Raw genomic sequence first — 14,897 nt, 5'->3', positions numbered from 1 at the left:
CCCGGCCTCCGCTAGGCCCGGGTCGGGGCGGCCGCCAGCACGCGCAGCACATCCTCGGTCGCGTCCCAGCTCATGCACTTGTCGGTGACCGATTGGCCGTAGACCAGTTCGGCGGCGTCGGGCGACTGAGCACCGCCGATGAGGAAGCTCTCCAGCATGACGCCGCTGATCTGAACGCCGGCCGCGACCAACTCGGCGATTTCGGCGGCGACGATCGCCTGGCGCACATGATCTTTGCCGGAGTTCGCATGCGAGGCGTCGATCATCACCCGCTGCGGTAGACCCGCCTTACCCAGCACCGCGACCGCCGCGGCGACCGACTCGGCGTCGTAGTTCGGCCCGCCGGTCCCGCCGCGCAAGATGATGTGACAGTCGTTGTTGCCCGCGGTTTCGACGACCACTCCGTTTCCGAAGTCGTCCAGGCCGAAGAAGACATGCTGTGCCGCAGCGGCTTTCACACCGTCGACGGCGACCTGGACGTTGCCGTCGGTGCCGTTCTTGAACCCGACCGGCATCGACAGTCCCGACGCCAACTGACGGTGGACTTGGGATTCGGTGGTGCGGGCCCCGATCGCGCCCCACGCGACGGCGTCGGCGATGTACTGGGGGCTGTTCGGCTCGAGGAATTCGCAGCCGACCGGCAGACCGAGGTCGATGATGTCGAGGAGCAGCGAACGCGCCGTGCGCAGGCCTCGTTCGACGTCGAAGCTGCCGTCCATACCCGGGTCGTTGATGAGCCCCTTCCATCCGACGGTGGTGCGCGGCTTCTCGAAGTACACGCGCATGACGATCTTCAGCCGGTCGGCGTACTGGCCGGCCAGCGGCGCCAGTCGTCGCGCGTAGTCGAGCGCGGCGACCGGGTCGTGAATCGAGCACGGCCCGACGACGACGAGCAGCCGGTCGTCGCGCCCGGCGAGGATGTCGGCGATCTCTTCGCGGTCGCTCTGCACCGCGACCGCGCGACGAGCGGTGAGCGGCAGTTCGCTGCGCAGCGCGTCGGGGGTCGGAATCGGGCGGAAGGCCCGGATGCGCCGATCCGAGGTCGAGGTCTGCCCAGCGGGGTCAGACACTGTCAGGTCAGGGGTGGTGGTCACGGTCTTTGCCTCTCGCGTTGGTACCCGCTGTGGGCCCCGCGTCGGAGCCCTGAAAACGACAAGAGCAGCGACCATGCGGTCACTGCTCGGGCTCCGGATGTGGAATGTGCGCGCGAAACTAACGCTTCACCGCAGGCTCACCCGGAGCCTCGGTAAAACGCCAATAGGCGCGCACGCTGTTGTTCACGTCGCCCACGGTACCAAATTCTTCCGATCTGGCTGTAACCGAGGACACAGTGACCACGCCGACCTCTACAGCGGACGAAATTGGCGCAATTCGCGGCGTACCTCGTCGGGATCTTCGAGCGGCAGGGAGCACGTCGTCCCGCGACAGACCAGGACGGTGCCGGCCGGCTGGTCCGCCGAGAACCCTGTGTCTCCCGCAGCCGTCACCACGGCATAGCTCGGCGCCGCGTCGCGGGCGAGGGCCAGCATCTCCTCCGACGACGCGGTGACATGGGTGGGTCCACCGAGCCAGCCCTCGACGACGGTCAGCCAGTGCCCGGCGGCGCGGGGCGCACGGTCGAGAAGAATCGCGGCCCGGCCCAGCGTCTGCGCCGCGAGATCGCCGTACCGTCCGGCCACATCCGGTTCGGCCAGCATCGACGCCAGAACCAGCGCTTCGGCCATCAACGACGAGCCGGACGGCGTCGCACCGTCGGCCGGGTCGCGCGGTCGCACGATGAGCCCGCCGCCGTCCGGAGCGTCGAACCACGAGCCCGGTTCCGCCGGATCGGCGAACACGTCGATCGCACGATCCAGCAGGTCGAGCGCGGCTGTGCGCCAGCGATTCTCGCCGGTCGCGGCGTACAGCGAGAGCAACGCGGTCGACAGCGCGGCATGGTCGTCGAGCATGCCGCGCGGCTCGCCGACGACGCCGCCGAGCGACGCACGGCGTAACTCGCCGTCGACGATGTGCCTGCCCACCAGTTCGTCGGCGCACCATGCCGCACGCGCCACCCACTCCGGTCGGCGCAGTCCGATGCCCGCCTCGACCAGCGCGGTGATCGTGAGCGCGTTCCACACGGTGACGACCTTGTCGTCACGCGTCGGCTGCGGCCGCTCGTCGCGGGCGGCCCGCAGCGCCGCGACCACCCGGCCGAATTTCTCGGCGTCGTCGGGAAGCTGCGCCAGCTGCAGCGTCGACGCGCCCTCCTCGAAAGTTCCCTGCGCCGTGACCCCGAAAACCGTTGCCGCCCAGGCCCCGTCATCCTCACCGAGGACATCGACGAGTTCGGCGGGAGTCCACACGTATGTCGCGCCCTCGACCCCCTCGGTGTCGGCGTCGAGGGAGGACGCGAACCCGCCGTCGGTGCCCAGCGCCTCGTCGAGGAAGGCGACGGTCTGCTCGCAGACTCGTGTCGCCAGGCTTTGTGCCGCGCCTTCGGTCCGCGCGAGTTGCACATAGCAGCGCAGCAGCAGAGCGTTGTCGTAGAGCATCTTCTCGAAGTGCGGCACCACCCAGGCCTCGTCGACGGCGTAGCGAGCGAATCCACCGGCCAGCTGGTCGTAGATGCCCCCGCGGGCCATCGCCTCGGCGGCGCGTTCGACGACTTCGCGCGCCTCCGGCGACCCGGTGCGCTCGTCGTGGCGCAGCAGGGCGAGCATCGACGACGACGGCGGGAACTTCGGTGCGCGGCCGAGACCGCCGTGAATCGGGTCCTCGTCGGCGATCAACGCCGCGACGGCTGCCCGTGCGAGATCACCGTCGACGAGGAGTTGCGCGTCGGGCAGACCGGAAGCCGTCTGCGCCAGATGGTCGCGGACCTGACCCGCGACGCGGTCGATCTCGTCGCGCCGCTGAGTCCACGTCTCGCCGATGGCGGCGAGCACCTCGCCGAATCCGGGCTGCCCGTTGCGCAGGGCCGGCGGGTAATAGGTGCCGCAGAAGAACGGCTCGCCCTCGGGGGTCAGGAAGCAGGTCATCGGCCAGCCGCCCTGGCCGGTCATGGCGATCGTCGCGTTCATATAGATCGCGTCGATGTCCGGGCGCTCCTCGCGGTCGACCTTGATGCAGACGAATCCGTCGTTCATCTGCGCGGCGAGCGCGGCGTCGTCGAAGGTCTCGTGCGCCATGACGTGGCACCAGTGACAGGCGGCGTACCCGACGGAAAGCAGGACCGGCACGTCGCGGCGAGCCGCCTCCGCGAACGCCTCGTCGCACCATTCCCACCACTCGACGGGGTTGTCCGCGTGCTGGCGCAGGTAAGGACTCGTCGCGGTCGCGAGACGGTTGGCCATTCCATGACTCCTGCCTAGTGCGTTCTCGCGTGCGAGTGACACACGAACGACTCCGGGAAACCTGGTGCGACTCCCTTCGTCCAGCCTAGGACGCCGATGCCAGTACGCGTGGCGGTGGCCGGCCCCTGGGCAAGCCCGGAGGCCTGGGCTGGATACGACAGACCGGCAGCGCGCCTATCGCGATGGCCCGCCACAGAGCGTAACATATATGGTACGCTCAGATTGAGAGGAGTGACCACCATGACCGGAACCAACGCCTTCTGGGAAGACCTTGCACGCGACCTCGAGGACCCCGTGTTCCTGCGGGAGTACGTCGTGGAGTCCATGCGTATCGCCACCATCGACGAGGTCGTCAACGCTCTTGACGATGCGCGCGAAGCGGCTGGCCTGTCGAAGGCGGAGCTCGCTCGTGCGATCCAGGTCGAGCCTGCGACCATCCGCCGACTCTTCTCCTCCGAGAAGTCCAACCCCACGCTCGGCACGCTGGCCGAGGTAGCCGCTGCTCTCGGCATGCGGATCACTCTGGAGCCACTGGCCGACGACGAGCGCACCCAAGTCACCGAACCCCTGCTCGCAGGCCGCACCGCTGATCCCGTTGGGCTCGCGCGACACCTTCACGACCTGAGTACCCACTCCAACGTTCCGGCCTGACTTCAGCCGATCGAACGCGGGTTTCGCGCGAGGTACTCGTCACCCATCGCGCGCACCTCCGCATAGTCGGAATCGTTGAGTGTGGTCCGGAACGGTTTGTCCCGCCCATCAACAACGACCAACAGCGGCTTCTCGTTGTCCTTCGCCTCATAGTCGAGCAGGCAAAACAGCCGGTAGTGGTGCCGCTTCGGGCCGTCGATGCGGACCTCGAACCATCCGCTCATGTCCCCCTTCATCGCCTCCCAATATCCGCCACCGGCGAAACGTTTCGGCGGGGCCGTCGCGACGGCGATGAGGACGGAATAGGCCTTCGCCCTCACCGAGGCCGGCCAGGCCCGCAGCGCGTCGCGCCCTGGCTCGGTCTGTTTGGGGTCGTCCTTGGCGTGCCGTTTGAAGTAGACGACGTCGTGCGCGTCATCAGCAGAGGGCCCCGTCCGCACGCTTTGCGCCGGGGCTTCCTTCCTCTTTCTTCCTCTTTTGGAGGTCACCATCGACGACGACGGTATCGGCGCCGACCGACATCATCGTTTGGGCAAGCGGCCGGTTGTCACGAGGCGGTTGACCATCGGGCCCGGCTACTTCTCCGGCGACGACGTCGACGTCGATGTCGATGTCGACGTCGACGTCGACGAGGAAGCGTCGGGCGACTCGGCCTCGGCTCCGTCGTCGGGGACGCTCACCTTGTCGGTGCCCTCGTCGAAGGCCTGGTCGGGCTCGGGGTGCTCGGCGTCGAAGGTCTGGGGCAGCTTGCGGAGCTGGGAGTTCATCGAACGGATCAACAGGGCGGTCCCGGCGAGCAGCACCAGGATCACCAGCAGGCCGAGCGGGGAGGCCTTGCCGAACTCCGGCCCCTTCGTCTCGCCGCCGTCGGGATTGGCGAGCATCATCGTGGCCTGTGTCGCGACGATGCTGATCGTCGGGCTCATCATTCCTCGATCCCGGTGAACAAGTCGGTCTCGGGGATCGACGTCGTCACTCGTGTCTGGGCCAACTCGAATTCCTCCGTCGGCCACAATCGCTGCTGCCACTCCAAGGGTACTGCGAAGAAAACACCATTCGGATCTATCTGCGTCGCGTGTGCGCGCAGAGCGTCGTCGCGATGGGTGAAAAAGTCGCCGCAGGTGATCTGCGTCGTCACCCGCCCCATCAGGTCGCCGCTCGACGGATCCCACTTGTCGAGCCACTCTTTGAACGGGCTCTCCTGGCCGTGGCGCTCGAACTCGTCGGAGAAGCGAACCATGCGGTCCCGGATGAATCCGTGCGTGTAGTAGAGCTTGCTCACCGTCCACGGCTCCCCGGTTCCGGGGAAGGCGTCCGGGTCGCCGGACTGCTCGTACGCGGCGACCGACACCTCGTGGCATCGGATGTGGTCCGGGTGCGGATAGCCGCCGTGCTCGTCGTAGGTGATCATCACGTGCGGCCGGAAGTCGCGCACGACGCGGACCAGTGCCTCGGCGGCCTCGTCGAGCGGCACCGTCGCGAAACTGCCGTCGGGCAGCGGTGGCAGAGGGTCACCTTCGGGCAGCCCCGAATCGACGAAACCCAGCCAGGTCTGCGAAACACCAAGGGCAGCCGCCGCATTGGCCATTTCCTCGCGACGGACCTCGGCGATGTTCTCCAGGATTCCCGGCCGATCCATCGCCGGATTCAGGATGTCGCCGCGTTCACCGCCGGTCAGCGTGACCACCAGGACATCGTGGCCCTCGGCGGCGTAGCGCGCGGTTGTCGCAGCGCCCTTGCTGGACTCGTCGTCGGGATGCGCGTGAACCGCCATCAGTCTGGCCATGCGTTCATGGTAGGTATTGACAGGTGAACGCATCCGACGGGGGCGCCTCCGGACCGAGCGCCTACTACCCGGGCGAGCAATCGTCGTCGTCGCGCCGCCGATGGTTTCTGGTGCTGACCGGCCTCGTCCTCGCCGCCGGGCTGGGCCTGGCGATCCTCGGCTTCCAGAAGTTCGGCAACCCGGATGTGTCCGGCGAGGGCACCGGATTTTTCATCACCGGCCCCACCACCGTCGACGTCCAGTTCACCGTCAACCGATCGGATCCGACGCTGCCCGTCGCATGCGTCGTCAAGGCGCGCGCAAAAGACGGCAGCGAGGTCGGAAGACGCGAGGTTCTCGTCGAGGGTGGAACCGCCCCGCAGGTCGGGGTGCGGGCCACCGTGCACACCTCGGCCCGGCCCGTGATCGGCGAGGTCTTCGGCTGCGGCCCCACTGTGCCGCCCTACCTCACCTCCAAGGACGACGATAAGTGACCGGAACCCCAGGCGCGGACAGCGAAACGAGCAAGCCGATTCGAATTCGGCGGGTCGCCTTCGCGTCGACCGGGAGCCGCTACTTCCCGGTGCTCGTCGGCTTGTTCGTCGGCGTCATGCTCATCAGCAACGTGACGGCGTCGCGGCCCGCGGTGTTCTTCTCGTCGTGGCTCACCTTCGACATCGGCCCGTTGCACGTCAACGGCCTGCCGACCGACGGGGCCTTCTTCCTGTTCCCCCTGGCCTACGTACTCGGCGACGTCATCAGCGAGGTGTACGGCTTCCGGGCGATGCGCCGGGTGATCGCGCTGGGCTTCGGCATCCTCGTCCTCGCGTCGGCAAGTCTGTGGATCGCCGATCAGCTGCCGATGTCGGACCCGGTCACCGACGCCGAAACCCATCAGCTGCAGACCGCCTTCAGCACCGTTTCCGGGGTGATCCCGCAGATCCTGATCGCAGGCCTGGCCGGATACCTCGTCGGGGAGTTCCTCAACTCCTACGTCCTGGTGCGGATGAAGGAACGTTCCGGCGAGAACCACCTGTGGGCGCGCCTGCTCGGGTCGACGGTCGTCGGGCAGGCCGCCGACACCGTGGTGTTCTGCGCGATCGCCGCGCCCGCGCTCGGGTTCACGACCTTCTCGTCGTTCCTCTCGTACACGGTGGTGGGCTTCGTGTGGAAGGTCCTCGTCGAAGTGGCCGTCATGCCGGCCACCTACGCCGCGTGCGGATGGCTGAAACGCCACGAACCGACATACCAGCTCCACCCGGTGAACGGCCGGCCGACGGCAACGAACGGATAACGGTTGTGCCTTGCAACACAACGGCTGGTAAGCTGACGTGAAAGCACGGCCCCAACGCGTGGGGCCGTGTTCAGTTGCATTTAGGAGCATGTCCGTTTCCGTGACACCGCCCCGACGAGGGGTCGGCGAGAATCTGGACGGGACAAAGGAGTACCCATGACCGACACCACGTGGCTGACGCAGGAGTCGCACGACCGCCTCAAGGGCGAGTTGGACGCACTGATCGCCAACCGTCCGGTCATCGCCGCCGAGATCAACGAGCGTCGCGAAGAAGGCGACCTCAAGGAGAACGGTGGATACCACGCTGCCCGCGAAGAGCAGGGTCAGCAAGAGGCGCGCATCCGCCAGCTCCAGGAACTGCTGAACAACGCGAAGGTCGGCGAGGCCCCCACGCAGTCCGGCGTCGCACTGCCCGGCTCGGTCGTCACCGTGTACTACGACGGCGACGAGTCGGACACCGAGACCTTCCTGATCGCCACCCGCGAAGAGGGTGCCGCGGACTCGCTGGAGATCTACTCCCCCAGCTCGCCGCTGGGTGCCGCGCTGCTCAACGCCAAGGTCGGCGACACCCGCGAGTACTCGGTGCCGTCGGGCGCGCAGGTCAAAGTCACCCTGGTCAAGGCCGAGCCCTACCACGGCTGATCGATCGGGGCGCTTCGCGCCCGCCCTCATTCAACGACCCGACGGACATGAGCGCGGTTAGGCCGGCGGCGGTAGCGTCCGGCGCGTGCGAAACCATTCATCTTGTCGACTGCCGCGCCTCTTGGCGACCGCGCTCGTCGGTGCAGTCATCGCAACCGCTGTCAGCACCGTAACGAGCGCGGCCGCTGACGCCGACGCGCCGCCGTGCGCCGCCCAGATGCAGCGCGCGGCGGATGTGAAGCGCCAGATCGACGCTCACAACGCCCAACCGCACGTCTTCGTCCTGCCCAGCCAGCAGGCCCAGTACAACGCCTACAACGTCCGGGCACAGCAACTCAATAGCGCCAGGGATGCTGCCAGGGCGGCGTTCCTCGCCTGTGCCAACGCGATGACAGAGCTGGGCGCCGGCCGCGATATCAGTCGCCCTAACCAAGAGCAGCTCGACCGGCTGCGCAACGCCGCGGGCCAGATCCCGCCCGGCTACCGCGTCCCGCCGCCGCCACCGCTTCCCGCCGGCCGGATCGTCTCGGCTCCGCGTGAACTCGACGCGCTGTACCGGGAACTCAGACGGAACAACCCGCCGAAGAACTATTCCGGCTCGTTGCAGAACACGTCCCGCCCGCGCGTCGGAGATCCCGATCCCGCGTTCCCGCCCGGCAGCGGCGTGAAGATCGGACGCAAGACCAATGGCGATCCGATGGTCTCCCCGGACCACATCGTGCCCCTCGCGCGCTTGGTTTACCTGCCGGGATTCACCAGGCTGAGCCCGGAATCGATGTACTACGTCTCGCGCGCACCGGCTAATCTGCAGTGGTTGTCGCGGCGCGCCAACAGTGCCAAGAACTCCGACAGCAGCGCCCGCGTCCAAGGAGCCGATCCCGCATGGGTGAAATCGCAGCGCCAGCTGGAAGACCAAGTGCAACAGAAGCTCACCGACCTCATCAGTCGACTTCTGCGCAGTGAGGGGAAGACGCCGTGACCGTCAGCGACGACGAGATTCTCGTCGGGCTCGAAGACACCGGGCAGCCCGTTCGATTCGCAACCGGCGACGACGCGTCCGTGCCAGCACCATGGCGGCCCATCATCGAGGCCGACGAGGCCGCGCGCCGGGCCGAGATCGCGCGGAGCCTGTGGAACGGCGACATGTTCGAGCTGCTGCCCGACTTCGCCCGGATGCTGCGTGAGGAACTTGCCGACGTGCGCGTCGTCCTGGTCGGCAACGAACCGATGCTGGCCTATGCGGTGGAGCATCGCTACGCCGACGACCGGACCGTGTCGCTATGGATCGGAACGACGCCGGGCACAGATGCCGCCACCGAGTCTGACGGCGGCGGTGCCGAACTAGTCTCCGCGATTCCGGCCCCGGTGCGGACGTTCCAGTCCGAGGTGCATCGGCGGTTCACCGCCCCCGATCTCGAAAGCTACGGTTTTCGACCAGTGGTGGAGATGACCACGCTGGTCGACGAATGGGGTCTGGGTTCCGCGGACCTGCCGGACTGGGAGCATGCGCCCCAGCCTCGTCGCCTCTTGGTGCTGCTCACCACGTACAGCGAACTCCGGGTGTGCGTCTCGCCCGACCTGCCCGACGGGATGGCGGTCGCGGTCTACCGCTCCGACCCGCCCGATCCGGTGCGGCCGGTCGGCGAGTCCCTCGATGAAGAACTCGTCAATCGTCTGGTGGAGGGAGGCTAGATGTATCCACATCCCTCGGGTCCACAGCCCGCCCCGCAGTGGCCGACACCCCCGGCGCCGCCACAGCCACCTCCCTCGAACGGGCCGGTCGGGCCGCCGCCCGGCCCCATGGGATTCGGCCCACGACCGGGCTATGGTGCGCCTCCGGGCCATCCCCCGTTCCCTCCGCCTCCTCCACCGCCGCGCAAACCGCGGCGCCCCCTGACCATCGCGCTGGCGATCACCGCAGTTGTCGTCCTGCTCGGCGGTGCGGCAGGCGCGGTCTACTTCTTCGCGGGCGGCTTCGGCGACGAGAAGGCCATCAAACAGATCACCGCCGACTTCTCCCGAGCCGTCGCCCAAGGCGACACGGGCGAGATGACGAAGCTGCTGTGCAAGTCCGAAGCTCAACACGTTCAGGCCGACCTCGAGGCCACCGACGACGAGTCCGACGCGCAGCCGGAGAAGTTCGAGATCGCCGCGGTCGAAGTCAAAGACGATGTCGCGAGAGCACAGCTGACATTCACGTCTGATGGGCGAACATCCACGCTCTTCTTCCGGCGCGAGGAGCGCAGGTGGACGGTGTGCTCGGATGCCGAAACGGCATTCGGGCCCTAGGTCGCCGTTACGTCGAGGCGACGGCGAGGCGATGCACCGCCGAGAGCTGCGGATCCGAGAGGAACAGCTCGCGGTCGCGGCGCGCCCTTACTGAAGTGTGCGGCGCCCGGCCCGCTCGGCGAAGGCGTCAAGCGCCGCCAGGACTTCCGGGGCGCGCCAGGCGCGGTTCCGCGCTCGGTCGGTGAACTCGACGACGATCCCGGCTTCAGCCAGCGGATCCACATACCGTCTAGCGTTGCCTGTTCGGATTCCGAGTTCACGTTGCAGTAGTGCGGCGTTGAACACGGGTCGGCTCAACAGGAGATCGGCGACTCGGTGGATCGCCGAGTCGCGTCGTGCCGCGATGCGCTCGGTCCACCCTTGCCGCACCTCCCTCAGATCGGCGACCAACCGCCTTCCATTGGCGACAGCGTGCAACGAAGCAGTCGAGACGACCGAGACGATCCGCCCCGGATCGCCGTCGCGGTAGGCGGTCAGCGCCGCGAAGTATTCCTCGGTGTCCGCGAGTAGGCCGGCCGAGACCGGAACCGTAATGCGACGGGTCAACCGTTGATGCCGCAGCATCGCTTGGAGAAGCGCGCGCCCGGTCCGCCCGTTTCCGTCGGGAAAAGGGTGAATCGTTTCGAACTGGGCATGAGCAATCGCGACCTGCGGGAGCACCGGCATGTCCGTGCGAGTGGCGAAGGAGACCAGGTCGTCGATCGCCGCGGGAATCCGGCTGTGCTGCGGTGCGACGAAGTCCGCCCCACGCGGGCCGAATGGACCGCCGCCCACCCACACCTGCTCGTTGCGCCACTTCCCCGCGATCCCGGGTTCACTCGGCTCCATCAATGCGCGGTGCATGGCGAGTATCGCCGTGGCGTCAATGCTGTCGGCCAGGTCGATGGCCGCGCGCATGGAGTCGGCGTTGGCGACGATCAGACTCGCATTCCGGCGGACACCGCCCAACACTTCGGCCTCGGCAATGGCGCGGGCCGAGGCAGTCAGATTCTCGATGTTAGAACTCGCCGCGGCCTCAGATCGCAACAGGATCGAGGTGAACGGGGCGATCTCAGAGCCGAGCTCAGCGTCGAATCGCGCTACCTCGTTCGCCGCCTCCTCGGCCTCCGCGAGAACCGATTGGCGGAGGGCCAGGTCTAGCGGCGCGATCTCGGCAGGGACGGCTGCGTGGTACGGACCCGATTGACGCACGGCGGCACGCTGATCTGCCACGCCGTATCGAACCTCGACCGGCATGGGCCACACCAGTTCCTCGTAGGCCACCGCCGTGCCAAGTGATGCCATCTAGAGATGTTAGCATCACTTATTCACTAAGTGATGCTAATAGTCTATGGATGGCATCACTTGACGCAGTCCGGGCTTCCAAGGACACACATCTTGTTGCGAATACATGTAGGGTCAGTCGGCTTTACACCTTCACGACAAGGACGGCCGATGACACTCACCTTTGCCGACATCACGAGCGGCGTTCGACTGACTGGCCGCTGGCCGCGTCCGGTCACCGTCGTCGCGGTCGCGCCGCACGGCGACGCGGCACTGGCGATCGTCGTGCGCGACGAGGAAACCGGCGTTGCCGAGGAGATGCTGTACGAATCCGAACTCGACGATCTGGCGATCGCGTCCGAGGCCGAATCGGGATGGACATTCGATGCCGATCCGGCGCGGTTCAAACTGGCTACCGAGGCGCTGCGCATCCGCATGGCCGGTGCCCACGACCCGATGGTCGCGGTGGCCACCAGCGACATCTCCCCGCTTCCTCACCAGATTCGCGCGGTGTACGGAGAACTCCTCCCCCGCACACCGTTGCGCTTCCTCCTCGCCGATGACCCGGGCGCGGGCAAGACGATCATGGCGGGCCTATACGCCAAAGAACTGATGCTTCGTGGAGACCTCGCGCGCATGCTCATCGTCGCACCGGGCGGGTTGGTGGAACAGTGGCAGGACGAGCTGGACACCAAGTTCGGCATCGCTGCGACGCTGCTGTCCCGCGACATGGTCGACACCAGCGTCGACGGTGATCCGTTCGCCGGTCACCCGATCATGATCGCGCGGATGGACCAGCTCGCCCGCAACGAAGACCTCCTCGACGCGCTGTCGCGCACCGACTGGGACCTCGTCGTCGTCGACGAGGCGCATCGCATGTCCGCGAACTGGTGGGGCGGCGAGCTGCGGATGACGCGGCGCTACGAACTCGGTCAGCTCCTCGGCACGATCAGCCGCCACCTGCTGCTGATGACGGCCACGCCACATGCCGGCAACGACGACAACTTCGCCGCCTTCCTCTCCCTGCTAGACGAAGACCGATTCGCCGGTCACCAGCTCCCAGGTGCGCCCACACCCGACACGTCGGGACTGATGCGACGCATGGTGAAGGAAGAGCTGCTGACCTTCGAAGGCCGACCGCTGTTTCCCGAACGAATCGCCGAAACCGTCCCGTACGACCTCTCCGACGGCGAGCTGGAGCTGTATGAGGCTGTCACTCATTACGTGCGCGAGGAGATGAATCGTGCCGAATCACAAGGTGATTCACCGCAGCGACGGACGGTCGGCTTCGCGCTGACCGTGTTGCAGCGACGGTTGGCATCGAGCACGCACGCCATTCTGCGTAGCCTCGAACGCCGTAGCCATCGTCTGGCGACCATGCGCGCCGACATCCAAGCCGGACGCAATCCATTCATCGATGGCCCGCCACCCAATCCCGTCGACCTCGATGACGCCGACGACTACGACGCCGCCGAGTACGAAGCCGCGGCCGACGAGGTCGTCGATGCTGCCACCGCAGCGCGCACCGTCGCCGAACTCGACGTGGAGATCGCGCTGCTCGACGACCTCGTCGCGATGGCCTCCCGCGTGCGCGACTCCGGCATCGACCGAAAGTGGTCGGAAGTCCGCGACCTGCTGATCGACCGCCAATTGCTCCGCGGCCCCGACGGCGCAGCGCGCAAGCTGATCATCTTCACCGAGCATCGCGACACCCTCGACTATCTGGCGCGGCAGATCCGCAATGTGCTGGGCGCCGACGAGGCGGTGCTCACCATCCACGGCGGTACTCCCCGACGCGAACGCGTGGCGCTGCGCGAGCAGTTCACCAACGACCCGCGACGACAAGTGCTGGTCGCTACCGACGCCGCGGGCGAGGGCCTGAACCTGCAGGCGGCAAACCTGATGATCAACTACGACCTGCCGTGGAACCCGAACCGCCTTGAGCAGCGCTTTGGCCGGATCCACCGCATCGGGCAGAAGCAGGTGTGCCGGTTGTGGAATGTCGTGGCCGACCAAACCCGCGAGGGACAGGTCTATCTGCGGCTGCTCGAGAAGATGGAGCAGCAACGAAAGGCATACGGCGGCAAACTGTTCGACGTCCTCGGCGAATCGTTCACCGAGCGGCCACTGCGAGAACTCCTGATGGACGCGATCCGATACGGCGACGACCCGCAGCGCCTTGAGGAGATCGAACGGGTCGTCGACGCAACCGTCGCCGACGGGTGTCGCGACCTTGTCGAGTCACGGGCGCTCGCGCGCGAGACGCTCGGCCCGCTGGAACTGGAGCAGCTGCGCCGCGAGATGGACGAAGCACAAGCGCGTCGCCTACAACCGCACTACATCGAGCGCTTCTTCCGCGAGGCGTTCGGGGCACTCGGCGGGCGCCTCGCTAAACGCGAGAAAGGCCAGTGGCAGATCTCGAACGTCCCGCTGGTCCTGCGGGACCGGCCGGTTCGCCGAGAGCACTGCGGGCGGCCCGTCGTCCGGGCGTACGAGCGCGTCGCGTTCGAGCCGGCCGCCGCGGAAGGCGTTCGACATCGGCTCGATCTGCTGGCACCGGGACATCCGTTGCTCGACGCGGTCGTCGACACCACCGTCGAGCGCGGCTTCGCGTCGCTGCGCAGCGGTGCGATCCTCGTCGACCCGTCTGATCCCGGGGACCAGCCGCGGATCATCGTCGCGATGACCGGTGAGGTCGTCGATGGCACCGGCCGCGTGGTGAGCAAGCGGTTCAGTTTCGTCGATCTCCATCCCGACGGGACCGCGAGCGACGCCGGTCCGGCTCCCCACCTCGATCTGGCGCCCATCGACTTCTCCCCCTATCCCGTTGCCGCGCGACGGGCGGCTGACCGCGCGCTGGCGTCCGAATGGATCTCCGGACAGCTCGCCGACGCGGCGATGAGTTGGGCGGCTGGGGTTGCGCAACCAGAGCAGTTGGCGCAGGTTCGCGGCCGGCTGCTGCCGGAGATCGACCGGACAGCCGACGCCGTTCGCTCGCGCCTGCACGGGCAGATCAATCATCTGCACAGCGAGGTCGCGCGGCTACGCGAAGAAGACGCCTCGGGCCGTCGAGGCCGCAAGCGCCGGCACAGTCCAGACACGCTCGCCGCACGGGCGGAGGATCTGGAGCTGCGGTTGGAACGCCGGTTGGCGAAATTGGAGCGACAGCGGGCGCTGACCGCGAAGCGTCCCGAGCTGGCGGCGGTCATGCTCGTCATCCCGGCCGGAATGCTCGGTGGATCGGTGGCGCGGTACGCACGGGACACGACGGTAAGCGAGCGCCGCGCCGTCGACCTGGCACTGGCATCCGAGCGAGGATTGGGTCGCTCACCGGAGGAGATGGCGCACAACAACAAGGGCTTCGACATCCGGTCCACCACCCCGGGAACGGCCGAGCCGACGGTCTTTCTAGAGGTCAAGGGCAGGGTCGAGGGCGCCGACAGCGTTTTCGTCTCCTACAACGAGGTGCTGCACGCGCTGAACACCGGCCCGCAACACCGGCTGGTGCTCGTTTCGGTGAGTCCAGACGGACCGGAACACGACGAAATCCGGTACCTGACGGACTACTTCAGCGAAGTTCACCTCGGCGATGCCGACGTCGCCGGGGTTCAACTGCAGTGGAAGAAGGTCTGGGCGCGGGGCCTGCCACCGCACTGAA

General features: G+C 67.2%; 14 protein-coding genes. 8 read left to right on the top strand and 6 right to left on the bottom strand.

Features of this window, described 5'->3' with window-relative positions; genetic code table 11:
* Positions 1–11 precede the first annotated feature (11 nt).
* Positions 12–1,094, bottom strand: coding sequence for a 3-deoxy-7-phosphoheptulonate synthase (locus GOARA_RS03655; protein WP_007320942.1), 1,083 nt, complete (start codon positions 1,092–1,094; stop codon positions 12–14).
* 252 nt (positions 1,095–1,346) lie between these two features.
* Positions 1,347–3,335 (bottom strand): thioredoxin domain-containing protein, encoded by a 1,989-nt coding sequence (locus GOARA_RS03650; protein WP_007320941.1) that lies wholly within the window; start codon positions 3,333–3,335, stop codon positions 1,347–1,349.
* A 240-nt stretch (positions 3,336–3,575) separates the two neighbouring features.
* Here GOARA_RS03650 and GOARA_RS03645 point away from each other — a divergent pair, with 240 nt between their 5' ends.
* The gene (locus tag GOARA_RS03645; RefSeq protein ID WP_007320940.1) at positions 3,576–3,986 is read left to right on the top strand and encodes a helix-turn-helix domain-containing transcriptional regulator; all 411 of its coding nucleotides are present in this window, start codon (positions 3,576–3,578) and stop codon (positions 3,984–3,986) included.
* Positions 3,987–3,988: 2 nt separating this feature from the next.
* On the opposite strand, the gene GOARA_RS03640 is transcribed toward GOARA_RS03645, so the two are convergent.
* The 3 genes from GOARA_RS03640 to mca all read right to left on the bottom strand — a co-directional run bounded on the left by GOARA_RS03640 (position 3,989) and on the right by mca (position 5,772).
* Positions 3,989–4,477, bottom strand: coding sequence for a hypothetical protein (locus GOARA_RS03640; protein ID WP_212763254.1), 489 nt, complete (start codon positions 4,475–4,477; stop codon positions 3,989–3,991).
* Positions 4,478–4,561: 84 nt separating this feature from the next.
* Complete coding sequence (locus GOARA_RS20510) at positions 4,562–4,915, bottom strand: hypothetical protein (RefSeq protein ID WP_040521621.1); 354 nt, start codon at positions 4,913–4,915, stop codon at positions 4,562–4,564.
* On the bottom strand, positions 4,912–5,772 hold the full coding sequence (mca, locus tag GOARA_RS03630; protein WP_245548346.1) for a mycothiol conjugate amidase Mca: 861 nt from the start codon (positions 5,770–5,772) through the stop codon (positions 4,912–4,914). Before mca ends, GOARA_RS20510 begins: the two co-directional genes overlap by 4 nt.
* Positions 5,773–5,795: 23 nt before the next feature.
* Here mca and GOARA_RS03625 point away from each other — a divergent pair, with 23 nt between their 5' ends.
* From GOARA_RS03625 to GOARA_RS03600, 6 genes are all read left to right on the top strand, one after another.
* Positions 5,796–6,245, top strand: coding sequence for a DUF4307 domain-containing protein (locus GOARA_RS03625; protein ID WP_007320936.1), 450 nt, complete (start codon positions 5,796–5,798; stop codon positions 6,243–6,245).
* Positions 6,242–7,045, top strand: coding sequence for a queuosine precursor transporter (locus GOARA_RS03620; protein ID WP_007320935.1), 804 nt, complete (start codon positions 6,242–6,244; stop codon positions 7,043–7,045). The genes GOARA_RS03625 and GOARA_RS03620 overlap by 4 nt, the downstream gene beginning before the upstream one ends.
* A gap of 156 nt (positions 7,046–7,201) precedes the next feature.
* Positions 7,202–7,687: a transcription elongation factor GreA gene (gene greA, locus GOARA_RS03615; RefSeq protein WP_007320934.1), complete on the top strand. Its 486-nt coding sequence runs from the start codon at positions 7,202–7,204 to the stop codon at positions 7,685–7,687.
* 121 nt (positions 7,688–7,808) lie between these two features.
* Positions 7,809–8,666: a hypothetical protein gene (locus tag GOARA_RS03610; RefSeq protein ID WP_007320933.1), complete on the top strand. Its 858-nt coding sequence runs from the start codon at positions 7,809–7,811 to the stop codon at positions 8,664–8,666.
* Complete coding sequence (locus tag GOARA_RS03605; protein WP_007320932.1) at positions 8,663–9,379, top strand: hypothetical protein; 717 nt, start codon at positions 8,663–8,665, stop codon at positions 9,377–9,379. Before GOARA_RS03610 ends, GOARA_RS03605 begins: the two co-directional genes overlap by 4 nt.
* A 108-nt stretch (positions 9,380–9,487) precedes the next feature.
* Positions 9,488–9,976, top strand: a complete 489-nt coding sequence (locus GOARA_RS03600) for an Rv0361 family membrane protein (protein ID WP_007320931.1) — start codon at positions 9,488–9,490, stop codon at positions 9,974–9,976.
* Between the two features lie 87 nt (positions 9,977–10,063).
* Here GOARA_RS03600 and GOARA_RS03595 read toward each other — a convergent pair whose 3' ends face one another.
* Complete coding sequence (locus GOARA_RS03595; RefSeq protein ID WP_007320930.1) at positions 10,064–11,260, bottom strand: Fic family protein; 1,197 nt, start codon at positions 11,258–11,260, stop codon at positions 10,064–10,066.
* Between the two features lie 150 nt (positions 11,261–11,410).
* Between GOARA_RS03595 and GOARA_RS03590 the strand changes: the two genes are divergently transcribed.
* Positions 11,411–14,896 carry a helicase-related protein gene (locus GOARA_RS03590; protein WP_007320929.1) on the top strand — a complete coding sequence of 1,162 codons (3,486 nt, stop codon included), beginning with the start codon at positions 11,411–11,413 and terminating at the stop codon, positions 14,894–14,896.
* Position 14,897: the final 1 nt, after the last annotated feature.

The organism is Gordonia araii NBRC 100433 (assembly GCF_000241265.1).
GTDB classification, from domain to species: domain Bacteria; phylum Actinomycetota; class Actinomycetes; order Mycobacteriales; family Mycobacteriaceae; genus Gordonia; species Gordonia araii.
Note: the sequence above shows the minus strand (reverse complement) of the source record. Positions and strands in the feature narration are given on the sequence as shown.

Excerpts from the sequence above, each read along its gene's own strand:
- GOARA_RS03650 (WP_007320941.1), bottom strand. The coding sequence starts at position 3,335 with ATGGCCAACCGTCTCGCGACCGCGACGAGTCCTTACCTGCGCCAGCAC.
- GOARA_RS03645 (WP_007320940.1), top strand. The coding sequence starts at position 3,576 with ATGACCGGAACCAACGCCTTCTGGGAAGACCTTGCACGCGACCTCGAG.
- GOARA_RS03640 (WP_212763254.1), bottom strand. The coding sequence starts at position 4,477 with ATGGTGACCTCCAAAAGAGGAAGAAAGAGGAAGGAAGCCCCGGCGCAA.
- GOARA_RS20510 (WP_040521621.1), bottom strand. The coding sequence starts at position 4,915 with ATGATGAGCCCGACGATCAGCATCGTCGCGACACAGGCCACGATGATG.
- mca (WP_245548346.1), bottom strand. The coding sequence starts at position 5,772 with ATGGCCAGACTGATGGCGGTTCACGCGCATCCCGACGACGAGTCCAGC.
- greA (WP_007320934.1), top strand. The coding sequence starts at position 7,202 with ATGACCGACACCACGTGGCTGACGCAGGAGTCGCACGACCGCCTCAAG.
- GOARA_RS03600 (WP_007320931.1), top strand. The coding sequence starts at position 9,488 with ATGGGATTCGGCCCACGACCGGGCTATGGTGCGCCTCCGGGCCATCCC.
- GOARA_RS03595 (WP_007320930.1), bottom strand. The coding sequence starts at position 11,260 with ATGGCATCACTTGGCACGGCGGTGGCCTACGAGGAACTGGTGTGGCCC.
- GOARA_RS03590 (WP_007320929.1), top strand. The coding sequence starts at position 11,411 with ATGACACTCACCTTTGCCGACATCACGAGCGGCGTTCGACTGACTGGC.